We start from the raw sequence: 24,427 nt of genomic DNA, 5'->3' as shown, positions 1-24,427 counted from the left end.
CCCATGCAGCTTCAAGAGTTACATATGCTTGTTGTGCTAAGTGAAGAATTGAATATGAGAAAGGCTTCGGAGCGGCTCTTTGTATCTCAGCCTGCATTATCTCAAAGATTGCAAACGATTGAAAAGGAATGGGGAACAAAAATTTTTTTTCGTTCACAAAAAGGGCTGACAGTGACTTCAGCAGGCGAACAGATTATTCAATTTGCTAAAGAGGTCACGACTGAGCAGGATCGAGTGAGAGAGAGAATTGATGAGCTTGAAGGGGACATTCACGGTACACTCAAGCTTGCAGTTGCGTCCATTATTGGACAGCACTGGCTGCCGAAAGTGTTAAAGCGGTATGTCGAAAAATATCCAAATGCCAAAGTGTCATTGGTCACCGGCTGGAGTAGTGAAATGCTCAAAAGTTTGTATGAAGACCACGTGCACATTGGGATTATTCGCGGAAACCCTGATTGGAAAGGGACAAAGGAATATTTGATGACAGATCATTTATATTTAGTCGATTCCGTAATCAAGGATGTGGGTGAGTTAATCAAGACAGAACGGCCATTTATCCAGTTTAAAAGTGACAGCACCTATTATCAGGAAATCCAGCACTGGTGGCATCAAAAGTTTAAAGTGTCACCAAAGCAGACCATTCTTGTGGATCAAATTGAGACATGTAAACAAATGGCTTATCATGGAATTGGCTATGCCATTTTGCCTTCTGTCACCTTGTATGACCATGAAAAAAGTGTTCATAAAACCCCGCTCGTTGACGTAAATGGAGAGCAAATCGGACGTGACACATGGCTTTTAGGATATGAAGCGTCCTTTCAATTAAAACAGGTTCAAGCATTTGTTGGTGTGGTGAAAGAAATGCTTGAAAGTGAGGCAGTGTAAGTACCTTCTTCAAATAGGAGGTGCATTTTTATAGGATTAATGAACGTTCTTGGGTGATTTGACATGAAGCAGTGACCTAATTTATTTACCTATGAAAGTACTTAAAGATTTTCATTGTAGGAGAGAGGAATTTTCATCATATTATGAATATTTTTTGGCAAACAATTTGTTCAACTTCACCAACAAGAAACGGAATAAAGGTACCCGCTTGTTTTATATGCAAATGCGCAGTCAATTCTTTCACTTGTCATTAAAACTCTCCTTTGGTACAGTAATGAAGTATAAATTAAGAGGAGGACATACATACATGAAACAAATGGACGCTAATGAAATTATTTCATTTATTCAAAATAGTACAAAATCAACACCTGTCAAAGTCTATATTAAAGGCGACTTAGAAGGTATTGAATTTGGTGAACATGCAAAGACTTTCATCACGGGCAACACAGGAGTTGTCTTTGGTGAGTGGAGCGAAATTCAAGAAGCTCTAGCATCAAACGAAGACAAGATTAAAGATGTTGTCGTAGAAAATGACCGCCGTAATTCTGCGATCCCTATGTTAGATTTGAAAAACATTAAAGCGCGTATTGAACCAGGTGCAATCATTCGGGATCAAGTTGAAATCGGTGATAATGCAGTGATCATGATGGGGGCTTCTATAAATATCGGTTCAGTCATCGGTGAAGGTACAATGATTGACATGAACGTGGTTCTTGGTGGCCGTGCAACAGTAGGGAAGAACTGTCATATCGGTGCTGGATCTGTTCTTGCTGGCGTCATTGAGCCGCCATCTGCTAAACCAGTCGTAGTAGAAGATGATGTTGTTATCGGTGCGAACGCTGTTGTTTTAGAAGGCGTAACAATTGGTAAAGGTGCGGTTGTAGCAGCTGGCGCAATCGTTGTCAACGATGTGGATCCTTACACAGTTGTAGCAGGTACACCTGCAAAGAAAATCAAAGACATTGATGAAAAAACAAAAGGTAAGACAGAAATTAAACAAGAACTGCGTCAGCTTTAATTATATAATTTGCAGATGTAGACATAGACGTGGATGATATTTCCACGTCTTATTCGTATAGAGGAAAGGAAGCGAGTTCACTTGTTAAATCGTGAGCAATTGATATCCATTCGAAGAGATTTGCACAAAATTCCTGAGCTTGGTTTTCAAGAGTTTAAAACGCAAGCGTATCTCATCAAACATCTCGACACATATCCAAAAGATCGAATAGAGATTGAAACATGGCGGACTGGGCTGTTTGTGAAAGTGAAGGGGATAAGTCCCTCGCGCGTATTTGCTTATCGTGCAGATATGGACGGCCTATCCATTCCTGAGGAAACTGGGTATCCATTTCAATCTGTGCATGAAGGAAAAATGCATGCGTGTGGACACGACCTTCATATGACCATTGCCCTTGGCATTATTGATCATTTCGTTCATCAGCCAATAAAAGAAGAATTACTATTTATTTTTCAACCGGCAGAAGAAGGACCAGGCGGAGCGGAACCAATGCTTACAAGTGACGTCCTGAAAAAGTGGACCCCAGAGTTTATTACAGCGCTGCATATTGCACCTGAGTATCCTGTTGGAACGATTGCAACAAAGCCGGGTCTATTGTTTGCCAATACGAGTGAACTTGTAATCGATTTAGAAGGAAAAGGTGGACATGCTGCTTATCCTCATTTAGCGAATGACATGGTGGTTGCTGCAAGTGCACTTGTAGGTCAGTTGCAATCAGTCATTTCACGTAATGTCGATCCTCTTGATAGTGCGGTGATTACGGTGGGCACGATTACTGGAGGAACTGCTCAAAATATCATTGCTCAGCACGCAAAACTCGATGGAACCATTCGTACGCTCTCACCAGAGTCTATGGAAAAGGTGAGAAAGCGAATTGAAGCACTCGCAAAGGGAATTGAAGTCGGCTATGAGTGCAAAGCGACAGTACGTTATCCTTCATCCTATTACGAAGTGGACAATTCAAAGGATCTGACAGAGGAATTTATGTCCTATGTAGCCGAAGAAGGACTGGCGAATGTGATTGAATGTAGAGAAGCCATGACAGGAGAAGATTTCGGCTACATGCTGAAAAAGTATCCTGGGTTCATGTTTTGGTTAGGTGTAGATTCAGAATATGGTCTGCATCATGCAGAACTGAAACCTGATGAAAAGGCCATCGAAACGGCAGTGAGCGTCATGACGGCTTATTTTAAAAAGCAAGCGGGTGAATGAATAATCGATAAACCTCCTGTACACCTTATGAACAGGAGGTGTTCTTGATTATGACAAGAATTGGTGTAGAACCATCTTTATCTGATGTAGAAGAACTTTTGAAGCAAAAAGGGTATGACGTGGTACGTATTCAAAATGAACAGCAAATGGATCAGTGCGACTGCTATGTAGTAACAGGACTAGATTCAAATGTTCTTGGTATGTCAAACACAGAGACAAAGGCATCCGTCATTAAAGCGTCAGGTATGACCGCTGATGAGGTTTGTCAAGAAGTAGAACAGCGTGTTCAATAAGGTAAGCAAAAGAGAACCGGAAGATGATGATCCCGGTTCTTTTTGACCTTTATCTAAATCAAATACTTCTTTCATCCTTTTGCGCAGAATTCGTTCCACCCGCCATTGCTCCAAAGTTTCTGTTTTCGCAATGATACGCAGCACGGAGGAAGAGGAACCGAACGCATAACATTAGCAATTAATTTTAGAAAAATCATACTGATATAGAGGATGATGGAAATTCAAAAAGAGAAGCTAATCATTTGTTCCTTTATGCAAGACATGTTAAACTTTTGTTAGTTGAAGTAAGAGATTGTGATTAGTCTTTAATTAAATTTATTATTAATTAATATTGACTAAAAATCGCTTAAGTATTATAATTGTACTTGTGAAGTTATTAACTAAATGAGAATTTCATCTTTTGATTCTCATTTTATATACAGCTAAGAAGTCTGTATAAAGATATTATTTTATGGAGGGATTTACATATGGCAGAGCGTTTTGTAGGAAAACAAGCTCCACGTTTTGAAATGGAAGCAGTACTTGCTAACAAAGAATTTGGTAAAGTAAGTTTAGAGGAAAACATGAAGAATGACAAATGGACAGTTCTTTTCTTCTATCCAATGGATTTCACATTTGTTTGCCCAACTGAAATTACGGCAATGAGTGACCGTTATGATGAGTTCAAAGACTTAGATGCAGAAATCATTGGTGTATCTACTGATACAATCCATACGCATCTTGCTTGGATCAACACAGATCGTAAAGACAATGGTCTAGGTGAATTAAAATACCCACTAGCTGCTGATACAAACCACACAGTATCAAGAGAGTATGGTGTTTTAATTGAAGAAGAAGGAATTGCACTTCGCGGATTATTCATCATTAATCCAGAAGGCGAACTTCAATATCAAACAGTATTCCACAACAATATCGGTCGTGATGTAGATGAGACATTACGTGTTCTTCAAGCATTACAAACTGGCGGACTTTGCCCAGCGAACTGGAAACCTGGTCAAAAAACACTTTAATTGATAACTGCAGAAACAGGAGGGTCTAACTGATGTTAGACCTTTTTGTTTCGACACATACAATGGATGGAGGCGCTTAATAATGAAATTACGTCAACCAATGCCAGAACTAACTGGTGCAAAAGAATGGTTAAATGGAGAAGTATCAAGAGAAGAACTGATTGGCGATAAACCTACATTGATTCATTTCTGGTCAGTTAGCTGTCATCTTTGTAAAGAGGCGATGCCACAAGTTAATCAATTCCGTGATGAATACAAGGATCAATTAAACGTTGTAGCTGTACATATGCCGCGCTCAGAGGATGATTTGGACCTAGATAAAATAAAAGAGGTTGCCAATGAACATGAAATCACACAGCCAATCTTTGTGGACAGTGAGCATCAATTAACGGAAGCCTTTGAGAACGAATACGTACCAGCATATTATGTGTTTGATAAAACAGGTGCTTTACGTCACTTCCAAGCTGGTGGAAGTGGTATGAAAATGCTTGAAAAACGAGTGAATCGAGTTCTTTCTGAGTCTGAAAAGACTGTAGAATAGGGCTTTTACCCCCATGAATGGGGGTTTAGATTGTTGACAAAGGGCTAAAATGATCTTTATTTTAGCCCTTTGTCTTCTTTTCAGCGTGATTGAAAACCTTTGAAGTCTAGGAAGGACGAGTACTGGAGCGGAGCAAATTTTAGATTCGTGAGCACCGGCACGCAGGGCTGACAACGAATGCGAGGGTTTGTCTATACGCTGTACCCCCATGAATGGGGGTTTTTCATATTCAAAAATAGGATACATATTGCACTGAATGGGATTTTATTGTTGGTGTTATGCTTAAGAAAAAAGAAAGTGAGGGATTACATTAAAAAATATTCGTGATGTAAAAAGGTATTATGACCTATTTACATTTTTGTTTTGAAATGAAAATGTAAAAAAATCAACCTTTACTCTTTAGAACGTTTTTGCACAAAAGAAATTTCATTTTGATAAATAACTATATAAATCAAGTATTTTAAGTGTTTATTCAAATTTTTTACAATATTTTAAGTCTTGATTAAAGCCTGTATTGGCAACGAATGGTTGCCTATTTTTCGTATTTGACAAAAAAATAGTTAAAAATACCTATCTGTTAGCAAACTGTAAAATGATAAAAAATAGTTGATAAAATTAGTTTTCTAATCTAATATTTACTATAGAGTATTTTTTAATATGATGAGGGGGAAATCCATTGTTTAATGAGAGGGAAGCGTTACGTTTAAGATTGGAACAATTAAACGAGGCAGAAGTGAAGGTCATTCGTGAATATCAAATCGAACGAGATGCGATTTATGCAAAATTAAGAGAATTAGACCGTCAAGGAACAGGACTAGTGACAGATACAAAAAAAGAAGTGCGTACAGAGAGAAATACGGATTCATTGCCTGTTTTAGCTGAGCTAGCTGCACAAGAAATGAGAAGCTATCAACAGCCGACGCAATCGCAATCAGCCACTACATCTTCTTTAGGAACAAGTCATCTAAGCGGTGCACCTGTAGGTATTCCTGAAGTATCTACAAGACGCAGAAGAGGAACAGCTCGACCTGGTTCCAAGGCAGCTAAGCTCCGTGAAGCGGCGATCAAAACGTTAAAGCGTCATAATGCGGCGATTAAGAGCTCAGAGCTTCAAAAAGAGATTGAAAAAGAGAGCGGTCTTGAAATCCCCAATATGACAACGTTTATGCAAAGCTTAATAAAAATGTATCCTGAAGTGAAGAAGCCTTATCGCGGACAGTATATTTTAGAAGGTGACATTCAAACAGAAGACGAATAAAAAATAAACTGCTAGGCGTAAAAGCCAGCAGTTTTTTATTTCTTACAAGAGCAGATCACTTATTTTGATCAACTGTATAGACAATTCGTCGCTCCTTAGGCATGTCATCACGCTGCTTTTTAAATCCGTCGATTTTGACTGTCATGACCTCTCCATTTCGCTGCACTGCGTCGACTTGTGCCTGGAGTGTTTGTACTTGTTCGTTCAGTTTCTTCAAAATAGGTTCAATTTCTTCTGTAGTTTGCAGAATGCGATCTCGTGAGAATGGCTGGGGATTTGTTTGAACTGACTGGTCAATATCAGCAAAGTGAGATGCGATCCATTCCTCGCTTTCTGCTAACTGTTTTTGATAGCTTGTGAGCGTTTCATAAAAAATGGTTTCTTTTGCTTTTTCAATTTGCAGTAATTTTTCTTGTGTTTCATAAAAGCGCTGCTGAAGATTTCGAACGCCTTCCTGTAATAAATGTAGCTCTGCGTTTTTATCCCCTATTGTTTGCTGTAGCCTTTTAACAACAGTAGATAACGAATTACCTTTTTTTTCCTCTTTTGAAAGCCTCTTGTCTTGATCCAGTAACCGTTCGTTTAATTGTTGAGAGATTTCCTTATATTTTACAACCTTCAAATGCAATCGATGCTTTTCTTCTGTTTCTTTTCTTTTTTGATAGGTTTCCTTTTGCAGCATTTCATGGAGAAGGACGATTTTATGTAATAATTCTGATTTGCTATAGGAGAGATCCTGTATTTTAGAGGCTGCATCTTCTTGGTAAATGGTCATTTCTACCAATTTTTGTTTTAATTGAGTGAAATTCTTTTTCATCTCATGATATTCTTGAGTTAACTTCTTATTTTTAGAATACGTATACGTGGACTGTAAATCTGAAATCATTTGTTGATATTTGGCAGTTTCAGCTTTTAAGTATAAATTTTCTTGAGATAGATCATGGAATAGGGGAGAAGCATAGCGGCTTTTCATAGGTAGACCCTCCTTATTCATGTTACAAATAACGTATGCAAAATGAGTGTGGTTAGAACAACCATGTATAAGGAGGATGAGATGGTGAGTGTAGTGAATGTCATTTTAGCTGGAGGAGCTTCTAAACGTTTTGGAGAGCCAAAAGCAAGTCATTTGTATCAGGGAAAACCACTATATGAGCGTGTCAAAAAGCAGCTTTTGGAGGGGCAAATCATCATCATCAGTCATCCAGAGCTAGTGCCTTTTTTCAAAGCAAGAGGTGAACAAGATGTCTGGTTAGATGATGAAAAGGTCCGCGGGTGCGGTCCGCTTGCAGGCATGTATACTGCTATGAAAAAAAAAGAAGCGGACTGGTATTTGGTGACTGCATGTGACATGCCTTTCATTCGAAAAGAGACAGCGCGGACATTATCGTCCTATTGCAAGGAGCATGTAGATGCCGTTGTCCCGTTTGTGCAGGGAAGGTTACAGCCTTTGTTTGCACTTTATCACCGCCGCTGCTTTCCGATTATTCACGCGTGTTTAAAAGAGAATCAACTAGCCATCAAAGAACTTCTTCAAAAGCTTAACATGCACGTTGTGCTAGAAGACGAATTGGCCGTGACATCAAAGGAATTTCACAATATCAATAAAAGAAGCGATTTACCTGAAAACGGTATGATATGATACATAAAAACGATGAGGAGAGAACAACATTGAAGGAGCGATATTCAAGACAAATCTTGTTCCCTCCGGTAGGGGAAAAAGGCCAGCATGCGTTGGCTAAAAGTCATGTCCTGATTGTTGGAGCAGGTGCACTGGGAACTGCCTCAGCCGAAGGGCTCGCTAGGTCTGGGGTCGGCACTTTGACGATTGTGGATCGTGATTATGTGGAGTACTCAAATTTACAGCGGCAGCAGCTTTATACGGAACAGGATGCAAAGGCACATGTACCAAAAGCAATTGCGTCGAAAAAACGTCTCCAAGAGATTAATCGTGAAGTGACCATACACGCTTTCATTGAAGATGTAGATGCTGAGCGGTTAAGACCTTTATTTCACAAAGCGGATATCGTTATTGATGCGACAGATAATTTCGAGACGAGGATGGTGATGAATGATTTATCTATAGAAACGAATACTCCTTGGATATATGGAGCCTGTGTGAGCAGTCAGGGGATGTATATGACCATTTTGCCAAATAAAACACCGTGTTTATCATGTGTATTTACGACAATGCCAGTTGGTGGTCTAAATTGTGAGACAGCGGGTATTATTTCACCTGCAGTTCAAATAGTTTCTGCTTATCAGCAAACAGAGGCACTAAAATATTTAACAGGGCATGAGGAGCAAATAGAGCGGAAGTTTGTCAGCTTTGATGTCTGGCAGTCAACATCTTTTAAAATGGATTTATCTCGTATTAAGCAGCAGGACTGTCCATCTTGCGGCATGAAAAGAACCTATCCGTATTTATGTGATCAGCATAAAAAAACGACGGTCCTTTGCGGACGAGACACCGTACAAATCGTGTCAAAGGATTTAGCGAACCTTTCATTTCAGCATTTGAAAGAGCAGCTGTCCTCTATTTGTGAGGTAGAAGCGAACGACTTTTTAATCCATGTACGCTATGAAACTTACCGGATTGTCTGCTTCAAAGGAGGACGTGCACTAATCCATGGAACAAATGATGAAAAAGTAGCAAATTCAATACTAGCAAGACTGCTGGGTATATAGGAGTGAGATGTGATGGAAAGACGGCAGGCAATTCCAGTAAAAGAGGCAATAAAGAAAGTCCACCAATATCGAAGATACGGTGAAGTAGAATGGATTCCTTTAAAGGATAGCCTTGAGAGGTTTATTGCAGAGGATATGTTGGCAGACCATGATGTTCCTGCCTTTGATCGTTCTCCGTATGATGGCTTTGCACTTCGGGCTGAAGATACAAAAGAAGCATCAAGCGAGCAGCCGATTGAATTTGAGGTCATTGATCATATTGGTGCAGGAATGGTTTCAACAAAAACCATCGGCCCCTTTCAAGCCATTCGTATCATGACAGGAGCAAAGATTCCGGATGGAGCAAATGTTGTCATCATGATTGAACTGACTAGGACCTTTGAAAAAAATGGAAAATATTTTATGTCGTTAAAAAGGCCGCTTCAAAAGGGGGATAACATTTCTCGTCAAGGAGAAGAGACCTTCAAAGGGAAAGTGATGGTCAAAAAAGGAACAAAAGTGACTCCAGGCGTCATTGCCTTATTGGCGACATTCGGCTATGCGGTTGTACCAGTTGTAAAAAAGCCGGTCATCGGTATCATCTCAACAGGCACAGAGCTTCTTCAAGTAAGTGATGCAATGGTGGACGGTAAAATTAGAAACAGTAATCTCAGTATGGTCTACGCACAGGTTCTGGTTACTGGAGGAGAGCCGCTTGATTTAGGGGGTGTATCCGATGATTTCGATCAAAGCTATGAAGCAGTAAAAGTAGCCTTGAGCAAGGTAGACATGCTTATCACAACAGGCGGTGTGTCGGTCGGGGATTTTGACTTTCTGCCTGCCATTTATAAAAAGCTTGGTGCAGAGGTTTTGTTTAATAAAGTCGCCATGAGACCAGGAAGTGTGACAACCGTTGCTGCACTGCCAAATGGTCAATTGCTGTTTGGGCTGTCAGGAAATCCAGCTGCCTGTTTTGTTGGCTTTGAATTACTTGTGAAACCTATCGTGTATAGATGGTGCTTAAAAGAAAATCCATATCCTGCTTTTGCCGAGGCGAAGCTGACACATGATTTTCCAAAAGCCAATCCATTCACTCGTTTTGTCAGGGCATCACTTCAGTTCACTGGTAGTCAGCTGAGTGCGACGCCAACAGGTCTTGATAAATCAAGTGCGGTAACATCGGTTGCTGATGCTGACTGTTTCATCGTTTTGCCTGGGGGAACAAGAGGGTTTCAAGCAGGTGATCAGGTCGTTGTCCTGCTGTTTCAGTACGAAGGCGGTGGCTCTAAATGCTGGATGATAAATTAAACATGTTACAAGTGGTCGGCTATCAAAACAGCGGCAAGACCATGTTGATTGAAAAATTATGTCAGCTAGCTGATCATGAGCAGCTTAAGCTAGGCTGCTTTAAGCATCATGGGCATGGTGGGAAACCGGATAGACTTTTCAAAGAAAAAGATACCAATCGCTATGTTCAAGCGGGTGCATTTGCCGCTGGTGTAGAGGGAGAAGGCGAATTCCATTTTTCGATGCAGCACATGACGTTAGAGCAATTGCTCAAACTGTGTCAACATCTTCCGTTAGATGCCATCCTCATCGAGGGATATAAACAGGCGCCTTATCGCAAAATCATTTGCGTAAAGAATGAGAAGGAGCTCATCAACCTTTCAACACTTTCTCACATACAAGCAGCAGTTTATTTTTCTAACGTATTTCAGCTAACCGAGAATTACTCATTTCCTGTATTTTCAGCGTCTGATAAGCGTGGGACTACATTTGCTTTTAACTTATTGAAGGGAGGAGCCTCACATGAATGAACTTTTTAAAATAACAATAGAGCCGATTAATGTGAATGAATTGATTCAGCATGTGACTAGACGAAAAGCAGGGGCTATTACGACTTTTATCGGGACGGTAAGAGAGTGGACAAATGGAAAAAAAACATTGCGTTTAACCTATGAAGCATACATTCCAATGGCCGAAAGCATGCTTAGTCAAATTGAACAAGAAATAAAGAAGCGGTGGCCTGATACTAAAGTCGCCATTATGCATCGTATTGGGATGCTTGAGATATCTGACATTGCTGTCGCGATAGCCATTTCGGCTCCTCATAGGAAAGCAGCTTATGAAGCAAATGAATATGCCATTGAACGAATCAAAGAAATTGTTCCAATTTGGAAAAAAGAGTACTGGGAAGATGGAGAGGCATGGATCGGTGATCAGCTTGAAACGGTTTCTTATCCAGAAGGAAAACCGAGTGCTCTTCAACTTAGCAAGAAAGAAGGTGATCGGCATAATTAGTGTATTATTGTTCGCCAGCCTTGCTGAGAAGGCCGGTAAACAACAAATCATCATTCAAAAAGATCAAACAACGGTTGATGAGATTATAATAGAATTACAGGAGGTATATGGCGTCGATGCTGCACAAAACGTGATGGTTGCAGTCAACGAAATATATACGAGGGGAAAAGCTGAAGTGCGTAGCGGGGACACTGTTGCACTCATTCCTCCTGTAAGTGGTGGATAATAGATATTAGAGGATTTGGTTATGGCTAGCGGCTGTAACCAATTTTTTTATGTGTGAAAAGCTTGTAGAGGTACTTGGGTGTGATCTTCATAAATAAAACATCCCCTTCGTGCCTTTGAAATATGGGGATCGAGCTGTTTAATAAGATCATACAATTCGCTAATTCGTCTCACATTGAAATCTGTTCTAGCTTGAAGCTGTTCTTTTAATTCTTTTGTGCTCACAATGCTTCCCTTTTTCTCTTTAATAATATCTACACACCTTGCAGCGTAGTATATTTTGTCATTAGAGGGGCTACTTTCTTTCATATCAAGTAATTTGAGCTCATGATAAATCAGTTCCCTTTCCTTTCGAAAGTATTGCCATGCTTCTTGTTCCTTTTCATAAAGTAAAATCAATTGCATTTTCAATTTTTCTCTTAACATTCACTTGACTCCATTTCCACTATCATTTAACTTACCTCTATTTTACATTATATGAAAAAATAACTTTTGATCAAGTAAAATCCTTTTATTTTTATTTTTTTAATATGAAAGTATTGATGCTAAAGGCTTATTTGTTCTATGGGAGAAACCAATGGTAGGCTTATAAAGTCGGGAATTGTAGAAATTACTAGGCTTATTTTAACAAAAAAATGTTGTGTCTAACTGAGGCCATCCGAATCCAAAGGAAAAGCATATTTATTTCCAAATGCATTTATTTAATGAATAAAATGTTTTTAGGTAAGTAAAATCAATACTTTTTAATATGAATATGGTCGGATCATGGTGTCCTTTGGAAAAAGTGATTCATAAAAATAGAATAATAGATACAAGCCTCCTTCAATGAAAATAACAAATGATCTATCACTTATTGGCAATCTTTTGATAAAATAGAAAGAACAAGAGCTTGAATAGCCTTTTGCATATCTCGTGTGACATAGAGAGGATGACAATTGATGAAAGAAAAAATTCAAAAGCCCACGATTATAGGAGTGAGCATAAGGCCGGCCGAGCATCTGAGAAGAGTGTGGGAAAACCCGGTCGTTTGGTGGCCTTTATGCTGCGTGCTTGTTTTAACAGTCATCGTCACTTATTTATCTGAGCTGGTGAATGCAGAAATGTGGACAGAATTAAGCTTCCCATTACAAGCTGTGTATGTGGTGACACTAATGGGCCTTATACTGGGGATTGTCATCAATGCTGCCATATATAAGCTCATCGTATTTTTAGCAAAAGGTGATGCATCGTTTCAGCAACTTTTTTCAGCAGTTCTGTTTATCACACCAATCACGATCATTGGGACAATTATTTCTCATTTGGCAGTTATTCTTTTTCATGTTTCAAAAGAGATAACTGTCACATCATTAAACGCACTTATGCGACTCCCTGATCAATGGCATTTCGTGTTAGCCAATATTGATCTATTTGTGATCTGGAGTCTCATTTTAACAGGCTTTTTATTCATCCAAGTCGGTCGAATATCGAAGAAAACAGCTTGGATCATTGTAGGAGTCTTTTATATACTTTCTTTAATTTTTCAATATTTAGGAACCACAATCAACATGTCAGTAAGCTGGAGGTAGAATGTATTTATGAGAAAGAAAATCATCATTGGGTCCATTTTTATTATTGTGATTGGTCTATTTATTGGATTTAACATTGCAAAAAACCAGTCAAAACCTGCTTCTACAGCAGCATTTAAAACAATCAAACTCAAGCCAAAAGAAGTAACATCTACGGTAATGACACCTGGAAGCCTTTCTTTCTCGGAGGAGCAATTCATTTACGTAGAAGAGGAAAAGGGGAAGCTGAATGAGATTGCAGTAAAAGAAGGGCAAAAGGTAAAGACTGGAACGCTGCTACTTACATATGAAAATAAGGAACTGGAGCTTGAAGAGCAGCAGCAAGCACTAGCGGCTGAAACAAGTACATTAAAACTCGAACAATTGCGAAATAGACTCGGCGAATTAGATGAAACAAAAGCAGGCGAGCCGAGCTCTCATTCCAAAAACGAACGAGATCAGCTTGAATTAGAATTAAAGGCAGCTGAATTAGAGCAAAAGCAAGCCGAGCTTAACAAAGAAAAAGTAAAGGCACAAATAGAAGATTTAACGATACATAGTAAAATTGAAGGGACAGTGATATCGATTGAGCGAGAGGCTGTCGCAGGTAAGTTAGAAGAGAGACAGCCGCTCATACATATTGGCAATGAGAAAAAAATGATCGTGCGAGGCTTGGTCTCTGAGTATGACGCCATAAAAGTTAAAAAGAAACAAAAAGTAAGGGTGACGTCTGATGTCATTCACGGTAAGAGTTGGCAAGGAGTCGTTAAGAAAGTGGGCGCTGTTCCAGCTCAAGCAGCATCAGAAACGACTACGGGAGATCAAAGCGTTCAATATCCTGTTGAAATTGAAATAAAGGGAAAAAACCCTGATGCAAAACCAGGCTTTAAAATGATCATGGAAATTGAAACAGACAAGCGCCAAGCGCAAACCGTTCCTGACTCAGCAATAAAAAAAGAGGATGGTGAACAATACGTATATATTGTGGAAAAGAATATATTAAAAAAAGTAAAGGTAGAGCTTGGAGAAACGACAGGGAATGATCTTGAAGTAACAAAAGGATTAACCAAAGAAGATCAAATCATCGTAAATCCATCAGATGATATGTATGATGGAATGGAAGTGAATGCTGAATGATTCAGCTTTCAAATGTCACTAAAAGCTATGAGGTAGCACAAGAAACTTTTGATGTATTAAGTGAGATTGACCTTGTCATTGGAAAGGGAGAGTATATGTCGATCATGGGGCCGTCTGGCTCTGGGAAGTCGACGTTAATGAATATCATCGGCTGTTTAGATCGCCCAACCTTAGGACAATATCATTTTCAAGGAGCAGAGCTGTCAGCAGCAAAGGATCAAGAACTTGCAGTGATTCGAAATCAATCCATTGGGTTTGTTTTTCAACAATTTCATTTGCTGCCTAGATTAAATGCGAGGCGAAATGTTGAACTTCCGATGATTTACGCTGGTATCAGTCAAAAGGAAAGAAAAGAACGTGCGGAAATTGCACTTGAAAAGGTTGGTTTGACTGATCGAATGAAACATATGCCAAGCGAGTTGTCAGGAGGTCAAAAGCAAAGGGTGGCCATTGCACGTGCAATTGTCAATGAGCCTCAGCTCATCTTAGCAGATGAACCAACAGGTGCTCTTGACTCAAAAACAAGTTTCTCAATTATGGAACAGTTTACACAGCTAAATGAGGAAGGGACGACGGTTGTTCTCGTCACTCATGAAGAAGAAATTGCTGCGTATACAAACCGAACGATAGTTGTGAGAGATGGCCGCCTAGTTGAAGATAGATTGAAGCAAGGAGACGCTATGAATGAAACTCTTTGAAAATATCAAAATAGCGCTGAATTCTGTTTTAGCTCATAAATTACGTTCAATTTTAACGATGCTAGGGATTATAATTGGTGTTGGGTCGGTGATTGCAGTCGTTGCCATCGGTCAAGGCGGTGAGCAAATGTTGAAAGAATCGATTTCAGGGCCAAACAATACCATTGATATGACGTATACGCCTTCTGATGAAGAGTTAAATGCAAATCCAAACGCCTTATTTGAAGCCTCATTTACTGAAGAAGACATACAAAGCATTAAGACGATGAACGGGGTAAAACAGGTCGCCTCCTCAACTGCACAAGGGATGCAATTGAGGTTTCAAGATACAACAGTTGATGCTACAGTAAACGGTATTAATGAAGGTTATACGAATGTACATTCATTACGAATAGCAGAAGGACAAGATTTACGGGATATTGATTTTAGAAGTGGCAGAAGGGCCGCTATTATTTCAGAAGGTCTAAAAAAAGAACTTTTTAACGGACAAAAGGCAATAGGTGAAATGATATGGATGAACGGACAGCCAGTTGAAGTCATCGGAGTTTTAGCAAAACAAAAAGGACTACTTTCATTTCATATGAATGAAATATATGTGCCATTTGCTATGCTCACTGCCACATTTGGTTTAAATAAATACGATAAGTTGTCTATTCAAGTCACACACGCTGATCAAATGAAAGAAGTAGGAAAGAATGCTGCTGCACGTTTAAATGAAAATCACCATACAGAAGATGCTTACGAAATGATCAATATGGAAGAAATCGCTGCAGGCATCGGTCAAATTACGTCTGTCATGACAACAATTATTGGCTCGATTGCTGGTATCTCATTACTTGTCGGCGGCATCGGTGTCATGAACATTATGCTCGTTTCTGTGACAGAGAGGACAAGGGAAATCGGTATTCGAAAGGCGCTTGGCGCAACCAGGGCTCAAATACTCGTTCAGTTTTTAATCGAGTCTGTCGTTTTAACACTCATCGGTGGGCTGATGGGGATCGCACTTGGTTTAGGTGGTGCCTCGCTTGTATCCCTCTTTGCTGGCTGGCCATCTCTTGTGTCGTGGCAAGTGGTGTGCGGAGGTGTGCTGTTTAGTATGCTCATTGGTATTATTTTTGGCTTAATTCCTGCGAATAAAGCAGCAAGACTTGATCCTATTGAATCCCTCAGATATGAATAATCATGAAGCCCATCTTTCCAAGATACTGACAATAAGAAAAAGAGATTACATATAGTGTATCTTCGCCATTCATCAACCCACCTGAAGCTTTTATGCAAACAGCATAAAAGCTTTTTTTAGTTGAAATGAATGAAATGAAAAATGATAGAAATGCTAATATCATGACTTTCATCTCAATGTCACATATTTTTCAGTTTACAAATGGTACATATAAAGGTAAGATGACCATTGTGAAAGATTTTGATAATTTTTGAATGCATTTGATCGTTTTGTATTGATAATGTTGAAAAAAGCGATTACAATAAAGATGCGCGCAAAATGAATACGTTTTCAAAAGGGGGTGTTTTTAATGTTAACACCAGAAAGACATCAACTCATTATTGACTACTTAGAAGAGAATGGTGTCATCAAAATACAGGACTTAACGATTATGACGGATGCTTCTGAGTCTACAATCAGAAGAGATTTATCAGCTCTTGAAGAAAAAGGCTTTCTGAAAAGAGTTCACGGAGGAGCGGCCAAAATATCTAGTATTCGTCTTGAACCCGATGTATTTGAGAAATCTGCCAAAAACCTTCATCAAAAGTCATTGGTTGCAGAGGCAGCTGCGTCTCTTTTAAAACAAGGGGATTGTATTTATTTAGATGCTGGTACGACGACACAGCAAATGATTGAATATATAGATCCAGATCAAGATATTGTTGTGGTGACAAACGGTGTGATGCACATTGAAGTACTCATGAGAAAAGGGATTTCTTTTTACCTGATAGGGGGATCAGTGAAACATCGAACAGGAGCCATGGTGGGGGCCGCAGCTTTAACAGCTATGGAAAATTACCGTTTTGACAAAAGCTTTGTTGGGACGAACGGCATTCATCCCGAGGCGGGGTTTACAACACCTGATCCAGAGGAAGCACTCATAAAAAAAAGAGCCATGAAGCAGGCGAAGAAAACCTATATCTTATCAGATGCCTCAAAGTTTGGCGAAATATCGTTTTCAGCCTTTGCTAGTTTACAGGAAGCCACCATTATCACAAACGACGCAAAAGAGGATTTATTCGATAATTACCATGAAAAAACGGTTATAAAGGTAGTGAAAACATGATTTATACAGTTACTTTAAACCCATCAGTTGATTACATCGTACACGTGGAGAATTTTGCTGTCGGCAGCTTGAATCGTTCAACCTATGACAAAAAATATCCAGGTGGTAAAGGAATCAATGTCTCAAGGCTTTTAAAACGTCACGGTGTTGAATCAAAAGCACTTGGATTCATTGGCGGATTTACAGGTAAATATATTCAAGACTTTTTACAAAATGAACAATTACAAACAGCCTTTCATGAGATGTCGGAAGATACACGAATTAATGTGAAATTAAAAACAGGTGAAGAAACGGAAATCAACGGGCTCGGTCCAAGTATTACTGAAAATCAATTTGAGTCGTTTCTATCCCAATTTACTTCATTGACTGAAGGAGATGTAGTTGTATTAGCAGGCAGCATTCCTTCCTCATTGCCTCATAACACATATGAACGTATTGCAGAGGTTTGCGTCCAACATGGCGTAGGTGTTGTGCTTGATATTTCAGGTGAAGCCTTAAAAAAGGCTGCAGACATGAAACCGTTCTTAATGAAACCAAACCATCACGAGTTAGGTGAGATGTTTGAGACAAGCATTTCATCAGCTGAAGAAGCCATCCCTTATGGGAAAAAGCTGTTAGAACAAGGTGCTGAGCATGTCGTCGTATCCATGGCAGGAGATGGAGCCCTTTTATTTTGTCAAGAAGGAATCTATCAGTCAAATGTTCCAAAGGGCACGCTCATCAACTCAGTTGGTGCTGGGGATTCAGTCGTTGCAGGGTTTTTAGCAGGTGTTTCTAAAGGTCTTTCCATCGAAGAATCATTTAAGCTCGGCGTCACATCAGGAAGTGCTACAGCATTTTCTGAGGAACTTGGCACAAAAGAGCTAGTCGACACACTATTACCACAAGTAAAAGTCACACGTATTTAAAGGAGGAGTCATCATGAAAATCACAGAACTACTCACGAAGCATACGATTAAGCTTCAATTAGATAGCCAGCAGAAAGAAGCAGTTATTGAAGAGCTGGTGACTGTATTAGATACAGCAGGCAAATTAAATGATAAAGAAGGCTACAAAGAAGCTGTCATCAATCGTGAAAAACAGAGCTCTACAGGGATTGGCGAAGGAATTGCCATCCCTCACGCTAAAACAGCAAGTGTGAAAGAGCCTGCCATTGCATTTGGCCGCTCTACTGCTGGTGTAGACTATGAATCACTAGATGGACAGCCAAGTTATCTTGTCTTTATGATTGCAGCCACTGAAGGCGCAAACAACACGCATTTAGAAGCACTTTCTCGTTTATCCACACTTCTCATGCGTGAAGAAATTCGAAAGCAGCTGCTTGAAGCGGCTACTGAAGATGAAATCATCGACATCATCAATACGCATGATCAAGACGATGAAGAAGAAGTAAAAAAAGAATCAGCTATAGAAGGAAAGACTGCTAAAATCTTAGTGGTGACAGCTTGTCCAACAGGTATTGCACATACATTTATGGCAGCAGATGCGTTAAAAGAAAAAGCAAAAGAAATGGGCGTAGACATTAAAGTTGAGACAAACGGCTCTAGCGGAATTAAGCATGCTCTGACAGCAAAGGAAATTGAAGAAGCAACAGCCATCATTGTGGCAGCTGACAAGCAAGTTGAAATGGAACGCTTTAAAGGCAAGCATGTCATTGAAGTCCCTGTTACAGCTGGAATTCGTCGTCCGCAGGAACTGATCGAAAAAGCGATCAATCAAGATGCGCCGATTTATAAAGGCTCAGGCAGCGGTTCTTCAAAAGATCAAAATGAATTGTCTGGTAAAAGAAGTGGATTTTATAAGCATTTAATGAGCGGTGTGAGCAACATGCTTCCATTTGTTGTCGGAGGCGGTATCCTCGTTGCAATTTCATTCTTCTGGGGAATTAACTCAGCCGATCCAAATGATCCTTCCTTTAATTCATTTGCCGCTGTGTTAAAAGGAATTGGCGGTGATAATGCACTTGCCTTAATCGTTGCTGTGTTAGCTGGATTTATTGCGATGAGCATTGCAGACCGTCCAGGTTTTGCACCAGGGATGGTCGGTGGATTTATGGCCTCTGCTGCGGGGGCGGGATTCTTAGGCGGACTGATTGCTGGTTTCCTTGCTGGTTACATCGTGGTGCTATTGACAAAAGTATTCATATTTGTCCCTCAGTCACTTGATGGCATTAAACCTGTTCTGCTTTATCCGTTGTTCAGTATTTTCTTCACAGGTATTATCATGCATTATGTTGTCAACACACCAGTTAAAATGGTGATGGACGGATTAACACATTGGCTTGAATCACTAGGTACTGGAAACCTTGTATTAATGGGAATTATTTTAGGTGGAATGATGGCGATTGATATGGGTGGTCCAATTAACAAAGCTGCTTATACATTTGGTCTTGCTATGATCGCTGCAGGAAACTATGCACCGCATGCAGCAATTATGGCAGGCGGAATGGTGCCACCACTAGGTATTGCCCTGGCTACAACGATCTTTAGAAATAAATTCTCAAAACGTGACCGCGAAGCAGGTATTACATGCTATTTCATGGGAGCTGCTTTCATCACTGAAGGGGCAATTCCGTTTGCAGCGGCAGATCCTCTGCGGGTGATTCCTTCAGCCGTTATTGGCGCAGCAGTCGCTGGTGGACTAACGGAATTCTTTAGAGTCACGCTTCCTGCACCGCACGGCGGACTATTCGTTTTATGGGTAACAAACCATCCAGTTCTTTATATCATCAGCATCTTAATCGGTGCCGTTGTAACAGCGCTTTTACTTGGTATTTTGAAAAAACCGGTCAAACAAGAAGCGTAATTAGATGAGAAGCATCGTGAAACGGTGCTTCTTTTTGTTTAATCATCAGCAATTTAGGAAAAAATATCTAATTGAACGGCTGTCTTGTGAATTTTTAAATGACATGTGATAAAGTAAAGTTATTCAATTCACGTTTCAAGTCTTTTAGCAGAAAGTCTTAGGAGGAAGCAATATTTTGAACGAAGAAAACAAACAAAACGAAAATGACATTCAATCTGAAGCGAAGCAAGTCAAAACAGAGAAGAAAAGCTCTCTGTTTGAATGGGTTAAAGCCATTTTGATTGCACTTGCACTCGTCTTGCTCATCCGTACGTTTATTTTTGAGCCGTATGTGGTGGAAGGGGAGTCAATGGATCCAACCCTTCATGATGGGGAAAAGTTGTTTGTAAACAAAACCATTAACTATTTCGGTGGTGTCAAACGTGGAGATATCGTCATTATTAATGGAAAAGATGGTCAGAAAATTCATTATGTGAAACGATTGATCGGCCTTCCAGGAGACACGATTGCAATGAAGGATGACACCCTTTACATTAATGGTAAAAAAGTAGACGAACCTTATTTAAAAGAAAACAAGGCGCATGCGAAAGAGTATGAGGTGCATTTGACAGGAGATTTTGGTCCAGTGAAAGTACCGAAAAATAATTACTTTGTGATGGGAGATAACAGACTTAATTCCATGGACAGCCGAAATGGACTCGGACTCATTGAAAAGGATCGCATTGTCGGGACATCAGAATTTGTTTTCTTCCCATTTGGCGACATTCGACAAACACAATAAATGCACCCTTCTCCTGAGAAGGGTCGTTTTTAATTTGGCGTGAGCACCGTGACAATAATTACAATGGCTAAAACAGAAGCGAACACGGACCCTGTAATGGCTAACACGGATTGAAACAAACCGATCTTCTGATTTTCTTTTCCTCGCTTTTTTAAAAAGCGTTTTGAAAAGATGTGGACCAGTGTGTAATGAGGACAAGCCCAATATAAAGGCCAAAGTCCTTCGCGTTAAAGCCTGTTGCAGATAAATAAATGCCCATAAAAAAAATCAATAAACAGTATTCCATGAGTGTGAGTAATCTCAAATCGTACGAACTCCTTCAACTAATCATTCTCGCTTATTATACCATAATGGAAAAAAGCCTCTGTTCTTAGAGAGAGACGTTTCTATCAATCGTTATTCATGTTATACTTCATAATGATGAATGAGTGATGGAGGATTAATAAATGATTGCAGTGAATAATGTTAGTTTGCGCTTTGCTGATCGTAAACTATTTGAAGAAGTAAATATTAAATTCACTCCTGGTAACTGCTACGGATTAATTGGTGCCAACGGAGCTGGTAAATCAACGTTCTTAAAAATCCTATCTGGAGAAATCGAGGCTCAAACTGGTGATGTTCATATGAGTCCTGGTGAACGTTTAGCGATTTTAAAACAGAACCACTTTGAATACGAAGAGTTTGAAGTGTTAAAGGTCGTTATCATGGGTCATAAACGTCTATATGATGTGATGCAGGAAAAAGATGCGATCTATATGAAACCTGATTTCTCGGATGAGGATGGGATACGTGCAGCGGAGCTTGAAGGTGAGTTCGCTGAGTTAAACGGCTGGGAAGCAGAAAGTGAAGCAGCGATCCTATTAAAAGGTCTTGGCATTCCAGAAAGCCTTCAGTCGAAGAAAATGTCTGAGCTCGGCGGTTCTGAAAAGGTAAAAGTGCTATTAGCCCAAGCTTTATTCGGTAAACCTGACGTTCTTCTTCTAGATGAGCCAACGAACCACTTGGACTTACAAGCGATTCAGTGGCTGGAAGAATTCCTCATTAACTTTGAAAATACCGTTATCGTCGTATCGCATGATCGTCACTTCTTAAACAAAGTATGTACTCATATTGCGGATCTTGACTTCGGAAAAATCCAAATATATGTCGGAAACTATGATTTTTGGTATGAGTCTAGCCAGCTAGCGCTGAAACTAAGCCAAGAAGCAAACAAGAAAAAAGAAGAACAAATTAAGCAGCTCCAAGAGTTCGTTGCTCGGTTCAGTGCGAATGCTTCTAAATCGAAGCAAGCGACGTCAAGAAAGAAATTGCTTGATAAAATCTCTCTAGATGATATTAAGCCATCTTCACGTAAGTACCCGTATGTTCATTTTGCGCCAGAGCGTGAGATAGGGAATGATGTCCTTCAAGTAGAAGGCCTATCCAAAACAATCGATGGCGTGAAAGTACTTGATAACGTCAGCTTTATCATGAATCGGGAAGATAAAATTGCGTTCTTAAGTCGTAATGAGCTCGCTGTGTCTACTTTATTTAAAATCCTTGCTGGTGAGATGGAGCCAGACAGCGGGATGTTTAAATGGGGCGTCACAACATCTCAAGCCTTTTTCCCGAAAGACAATAGTGAATACTTTGAAGGAAGCGACTTAGATCTTGTTGATTGGCTTCGCCAATATTCTCCTAATGATCAAAGTGAAAGCTTCTTACGCGGATTCTTAGGTCGAATGCTTTTCTCTGGGGAAGAAGTAAAGAAAAAGGCAAGTGTCCTATCAGGAGGAGAAAAGGTTCGTTGTATGCTTTCAAAAATGATGCTGTCTGGAGCGAATATTTTACTGTTAGATGAGCCGACGAATCACTTAGATCTTGAGTCGATCACAGCGCTGAATAACGGTTTAATGAGCTTTAAAGGGGCAATGCTCTTCTCATCTCATGACCATCAGTTTGTTGAAACAGTCGCAAACCGTATTATTGAAGTAACGCCAAGTGGCATTGTCGATAAACAAACAACATATGATGAGTTTTTAGCAGATCAAGACATTCAAAAAAGACTTCATGAGCTTTATGGTTAATAATGAAGAAAAGACATCCACATGTCATGTCTCAGGGTGTAGACAAACGCTCGCATTCGTTGTCAGCCCTGCGTGCCGGTGCTCACGAATCTAAAATTCGCTCGTCCTTCCTAGACTTCAAAGGTTTTCAATCACGCTGAAAAGAAGACAAAGGGCTAAAATAAAGATTATTTTAGCCCTTTGTCAACAATCTAAGACATCCACATGTGATGTCTTTTTCATTTAAAAAGCCCAGTTTCCATTTCGGAAGATCGGTTCACGTTTACCATCTTTTGTGATCCCATCTATATTCATTTCCTTCGAACCAATCATGAAATCGACGTGTGTAATGCTGCTGTTGACACCAGCTGCTTCTAATTCCTCACGTTTCATCTCTTTTCCGCCTTCAATATTAAACGCATAACCGCTGCCGATGGCAAGGTGGTTCGATGCATTTTCATCGTAAAGTGTATTGTAATAGAGAATATTCGAGTTTGAAATTAGTGAATCATCTGGTACGAGGGCGACTTCGCCTAAATAATGAGAGCCTTCATCTGTTTCAACCAGCGATGTTAAAATGTCTTCGCCTTCTTTTGCTTTTATATCAACAATACGGCCATTTTCAAAGGTTAAAGTAAATCCATTAATGATATTTCCGGCATAACTGAGTGGCTTTGTGCTTGATACAATACCGTTCACACTGTCTTTTTTAGGCACGGTAAACACTTCTTCTGTCGGCATATTGGCCATGAAAGATACGCCGCGCTCACTCACACTGCCAGCACCTACCCAAATATGCTGCTCTGGAAGCTCAATCGTTAAGTCTGTACCTGGTGCTTCATAGTGCAGTTTGTGGTAGTGACGCTCATTTAATAATTTTACTTTTTCATTTAGTGACTCATCATGCTTCTTCCAAGCTTCAACAGGATCTGGCTGATCAGCGCGAGCAACTTTAAAAATTTGGTCCCATAATAAAGCGACAGCTTCTTCATCTGCATGCTCTGGGAATATCTTTTTCGCCCAATCTTTTGATGCAGCACCTACGACCGTCCAAGCGACTTTGTCCGATTGAACGTATTGACGATATGTATGAAGTGCTGAACCAGCAGCCTTTTGCTGTGAAGCAATTTTTTTCGAGTCAATGCCTCGCAGAAGGTCAGGGCTTTCTGACAAGATGGTAATAAAGGTGCCACCTCGTTTTGCGATGGTTTCCATCATTTGAGATTCCCATTCAGGAAATTGCTGAAAAACATCTTGTGGTGCATGTTCATATTTTAAACGTGTAAGTACACCATCACTCCAGCGGATATGTACGTTTTTCGCCCCGCGCTCATAGGCGTGTTTTGCCACAAGACGAACAAGGTCAACAGACTCAGTAAATGCAGATACGACCACTTCTTGTCCTTTTTGAACATTCACACCGACTTCAACGATGGTCTTTGCATATTGATCTAGTTGTTTTTCGAATGAACTCATAAAAAACCCTCCTTTAGTCATGTTCATCATATCAGATTTATGACTGAAAAGGAAAATTGGGAATCTCTCTAAAGCAAATGAAAAAAGCCGCTTTCGTGCGGCTTTTTAGCGGTCCAGTTGTTTCACAGGCTGTGCATTAGAAGGGGGCATATGTGAAAACGACAGGCTCATTCCTCCTAAAATAATACCGGTTAGAATGACTGTGACAACCACCCGTTTACCTAAATCAAGTAACATGTTCTTCCTCCT

At 39.9% G+C, this 24,427-nt stretch carries 26 protein-coding genes and 2 pseudogenes; 22 read left to right on the top strand and 6 right to left on the bottom strand.

What is annotated here, in order from left to right:
* Positions 1-3: 3 nt before the first annotated feature.
* From ccpC to LC033_RS04195, 4 genes are all read left to right on the top strand, one after another.
* Positions 4-885: a transcriptional regulator CcpC gene (gene ccpC / locus LC033_RS04210; protein ID WP_226567012.1), complete on the top strand. Its 882-nt coding sequence runs from the start codon at positions 4-6 to the stop codon at positions 883-885.
* 307 nt (positions 886-1,192) lie between these two features.
* Entirely contained in the window at positions 1,193-1,903 is a 711-nt protein-coding gene (gene dapD, locus LC033_RS04205) for a 2,3,4,5-tetrahydropyridine-2,6-dicarboxylate N-acetyltransferase (protein ID WP_226567011.1), read from the top strand.
* A 33-nt stretch (positions 1,904-1,936) separates the two neighbouring features.
* The gene (locus tag LC033_RS04200) at positions 1,937-3,115 is read left to right on the top strand and encodes an N-acetyldiaminopimelate deacetylase (protein WP_226567010.1); all 1,179 of its coding nucleotides are present in this window, start codon (positions 1,937-1,939) and stop codon (positions 3,113-3,115) included.
* 50 nt (positions 3,116-3,165) lie between these two features.
* Entirely contained in the window at positions 3,166-3,408 is a 243-nt protein-coding gene (locus LC033_RS04195) for a YkuS family protein (RefSeq protein ID WP_226567009.1), read from the top strand.
* Here the strand turns inward: LC033_RS04195 and LC033_RS17565 are convergent.
* A pseudogene (locus LC033_RS17565) lies at positions 3,355-3,573 on the bottom strand (hypothetical protein); the annotation flags it as partial. The gene LC033_RS04195 and the pseudogene LC033_RS17565 sit on opposite strands and share 54 nt — an antisense overlap.
* Before the next feature lie 302 nt (positions 3,574-3,875).
* On the opposite strand from LC033_RS17565, the gene ahpA reads away from it, so the two are divergent.
* The 3 genes from ahpA (at position 3,876) to LC033_RS04175 (ending at position 6,217) form a co-directional block, all read left to right on the top strand.
* The gene (gene ahpA / locus LC033_RS04185) at positions 3,876-4,418 is read left to right on the top strand and encodes a biofilm-specific peroxidase AhpA (RefSeq protein WP_226567008.1); all 543 of its coding nucleotides are present in this window, start codon (positions 3,876-3,878) and stop codon (positions 4,416-4,418) included.
* Between the two features lie 82 nt (positions 4,419-4,500).
* A complete protein-coding gene (locus tag LC033_RS04180) occupies positions 4,501-4,959 on the top strand; it encodes a TlpA family protein disulfide reductase (protein ID WP_226567007.1) in 459 nt (152 codons plus the stop codon).
* A 676-nt stretch (positions 4,960-5,635) separates the two neighbouring features.
* Positions 5,636-6,217, top strand: a complete 582-nt coding sequence (locus LC033_RS04175) for a Rok-like winged helix domain-containing protein (protein ID WP_226567006.1) — start codon at positions 5,636-5,638, stop codon at positions 6,215-6,217.
* Between the two features lie 55 nt (positions 6,218-6,272).
* Here the strand turns inward: LC033_RS04175 and LC033_RS04170 are convergent, their stop codons facing one another.
* On the bottom strand, positions 6,273-7,190 hold the full coding sequence (locus LC033_RS04170) for a V-type ATP synthase subunit I domain-containing protein (protein ID WP_226567005.1): 918 nt from the start codon (positions 7,188-7,190) through the stop codon (positions 6,273-6,275).
* An 84-nt stretch (positions 7,191-7,274) separates the two neighbouring features.
* On the opposite strand from LC033_RS04170, the gene LC033_RS04165 reads away from it, so the two are divergent.
* From LC033_RS04165 to moaD, 6 genes are read left to right on the top strand one after another with little or no spacing between them, the layout of a single operon-like run.
* A complete protein-coding gene (locus LC033_RS04165) occupies positions 7,275-7,856 on the top strand; it encodes a molybdenum cofactor guanylyltransferase (protein WP_226567004.1) in 582 nt (193 codons plus the stop codon).
* A gap of 29 nt (positions 7,857-7,885) precedes the next feature.
* Complete coding sequence (locus LC033_RS04160; RefSeq protein WP_226567003.1) at positions 7,886-8,902, top strand: MoeB/ThiF family adenylyltransferase; 1,017 nt, start codon at positions 7,886-7,888, stop codon at positions 8,900-8,902.
* Positions 8,903-8,911: 9 nt separating this feature from the next.
* The gene (locus LC033_RS04155) at positions 8,912-10,189 is read left to right on the top strand and encodes a molybdopterin molybdotransferase MoeA (RefSeq protein WP_226567002.1); all 1,278 of its coding nucleotides are present in this window, start codon (positions 8,912-8,914) and stop codon (positions 10,187-10,189) included.
* Positions 10,171-10,698, top strand: a complete 528-nt coding sequence (gene mobB / locus LC033_RS04150) for a molybdopterin-guanine dinucleotide biosynthesis protein B (RefSeq protein ID WP_226567001.1) — start codon at positions 10,171-10,173, stop codon at positions 10,696-10,698. The genes LC033_RS04155 and mobB overlap by 19 nt, the downstream gene beginning before the upstream one ends.
* The gene (locus tag LC033_RS04145) at positions 10,691-11,182 is read left to right on the top strand and encodes a molybdenum cofactor biosynthesis protein MoaE (protein WP_226567000.1); all 492 of its coding nucleotides are present in this window, start codon (positions 10,691-10,693) and stop codon (positions 11,180-11,182) included. Before mobB ends, LC033_RS04145 begins: the two co-directional genes overlap by 8 nt.
* Complete coding sequence (gene moaD / locus LC033_RS04140; protein WP_226567067.1) at positions 11,175-11,408, top strand: molybdopterin converting factor subunit 1; 234 nt, start codon at positions 11,175-11,177, stop codon at positions 11,406-11,408. Before LC033_RS04145 ends, moaD begins: the two co-directional genes overlap by 8 nt.
* Before the next feature lie 47 nt (positions 11,409-11,455).
* On the opposite strand, the gene LC033_RS04135 is transcribed toward moaD, so the two are convergent.
* Positions 11,456-11,833, bottom strand: coding sequence for a Rok-like winged helix domain-containing protein (locus LC033_RS04135; RefSeq protein WP_226566999.1), 378 nt, complete (start codon positions 11,831-11,833; stop codon positions 11,456-11,458).
* 512 nt (positions 11,834-12,345) lie between these two features.
* Between LC033_RS04135 and yknW the strand changes: the two genes are divergently transcribed.
* From yknW to lepB, 8 genes are all read left to right on the top strand, one after another.
* Positions 12,346-12,972, top strand: a complete 627-nt coding sequence (yknW, locus tag LC033_RS04130) for a YknW family membrane protein (RefSeq protein ID WP_226566998.1) — start codon at positions 12,346-12,348, stop codon at positions 12,970-12,972.
* Between the two features lie 9 nt (positions 12,973-12,981).
* Entirely contained in the window at positions 12,982-14,088 is a 1,107-nt protein-coding gene (locus LC033_RS04125; protein WP_226566997.1) for an efflux RND transporter periplasmic adaptor subunit, read from the top strand.
* Positions 14,085-14,786, top strand: a complete 702-nt coding sequence (locus LC033_RS04120; protein WP_226566996.1) for an ABC transporter ATP-binding protein — start codon at positions 14,085-14,087, stop codon at positions 14,784-14,786. Before LC033_RS04125 ends, LC033_RS04120 begins: the two co-directional genes overlap by 4 nt.
* Entirely contained in the window at positions 14,773-15,966 is a 1,194-nt protein-coding gene (locus tag LC033_RS04115) for an ABC transporter permease (RefSeq protein WP_226566995.1), read from the top strand. The genes LC033_RS04120 and LC033_RS04115 overlap by 14 nt, the downstream gene beginning before the upstream one ends.
* A 349-nt stretch (positions 15,967-16,315) precedes the next feature.
* Positions 16,316-17,071, top strand: a complete 756-nt coding sequence (locus tag LC033_RS04110) for a DeoR/GlpR family DNA-binding transcription regulator (RefSeq protein WP_226566994.1) — start codon at positions 16,316-16,318, stop codon at positions 17,069-17,071.
* Positions 17,068-17,979, top strand: coding sequence for a 1-phosphofructokinase (gene pfkB, locus LC033_RS04105; RefSeq protein ID WP_226566993.1), 912 nt, complete (start codon positions 17,068-17,070; stop codon positions 17,977-17,979). The genes LC033_RS04110 and pfkB overlap by 4 nt, the downstream gene beginning before the upstream one ends.
* A 13-nt stretch (positions 17,980-17,992) precedes the next feature.
* Positions 17,993-19,876 carry a PTS fructose transporter subunit IIABC gene (locus LC033_RS04100; RefSeq protein WP_226566992.1) on the top strand — a complete coding sequence of 628 codons (1,884 nt, stop codon included), beginning with the start codon at positions 17,993-17,995 and terminating at the stop codon, positions 19,874-19,876.
* A gap of 208 nt (positions 19,877-20,084) precedes the next feature.
* Positions 20,085-20,657, top strand: a complete 573-nt coding sequence (gene lepB, locus LC033_RS04095; RefSeq protein WP_226567066.1) for a signal peptidase I — start codon at positions 20,085-20,087, stop codon at positions 20,655-20,657.
* Positions 20,658-20,686: 29 nt separating this feature from the next.
* Here lepB and LC033_RS04090 read toward each other — a convergent pair.
* Positions 20,687-20,961: pseudogene (locus LC033_RS04090) on the bottom strand (hypothetical protein).
* Between the two features lie 142 nt (positions 20,962-21,103).
* Between LC033_RS04090 and LC033_RS04085 the strand changes: the two are divergent.
* On the top strand, positions 21,104-22,723 hold the full coding sequence (locus LC033_RS04085; RefSeq protein WP_226566991.1) for an ABC-F family ATP-binding cassette domain-containing protein: 1,620 nt from the start codon (positions 21,104-21,106) through the stop codon (positions 22,721-22,723).
* 222 nt (positions 22,724-22,945) lie between these two features.
* Here LC033_RS04085 and LC033_RS04080 read toward each other — a convergent pair whose 3' ends face one another.
* Positions 22,946-24,178 carry an aminopeptidase gene (locus LC033_RS04080; RefSeq protein ID WP_226566990.1) on the bottom strand — a complete coding sequence of 411 codons (1,233 nt, stop codon included), beginning with the start codon at positions 24,176-24,178 and terminating at the stop codon, positions 22,946-22,948.
* Between the two features lie 105 nt (positions 24,179-24,283).
* Entirely contained in the window at positions 24,284-24,415 is a 132-nt protein-coding gene (locus LC033_RS04075) for a protein YkpC (protein ID WP_226566989.1), read from the bottom strand.
* Positions 24,416-24,427: the final 12 nt, after the last annotated feature.

This window comes from Bacillus stratosphericus (genome assembly GCF_020524495.1).
In the GTDB taxonomy this organism is placed as follows: Bacteria; Bacillota; Bacilli; order Bacillales; family Bacillaceae; genus Bacillus; species Bacillus stratosphericus_B.
This window is presented reverse-complemented; position numbering and strand designations above follow the sequence as displayed.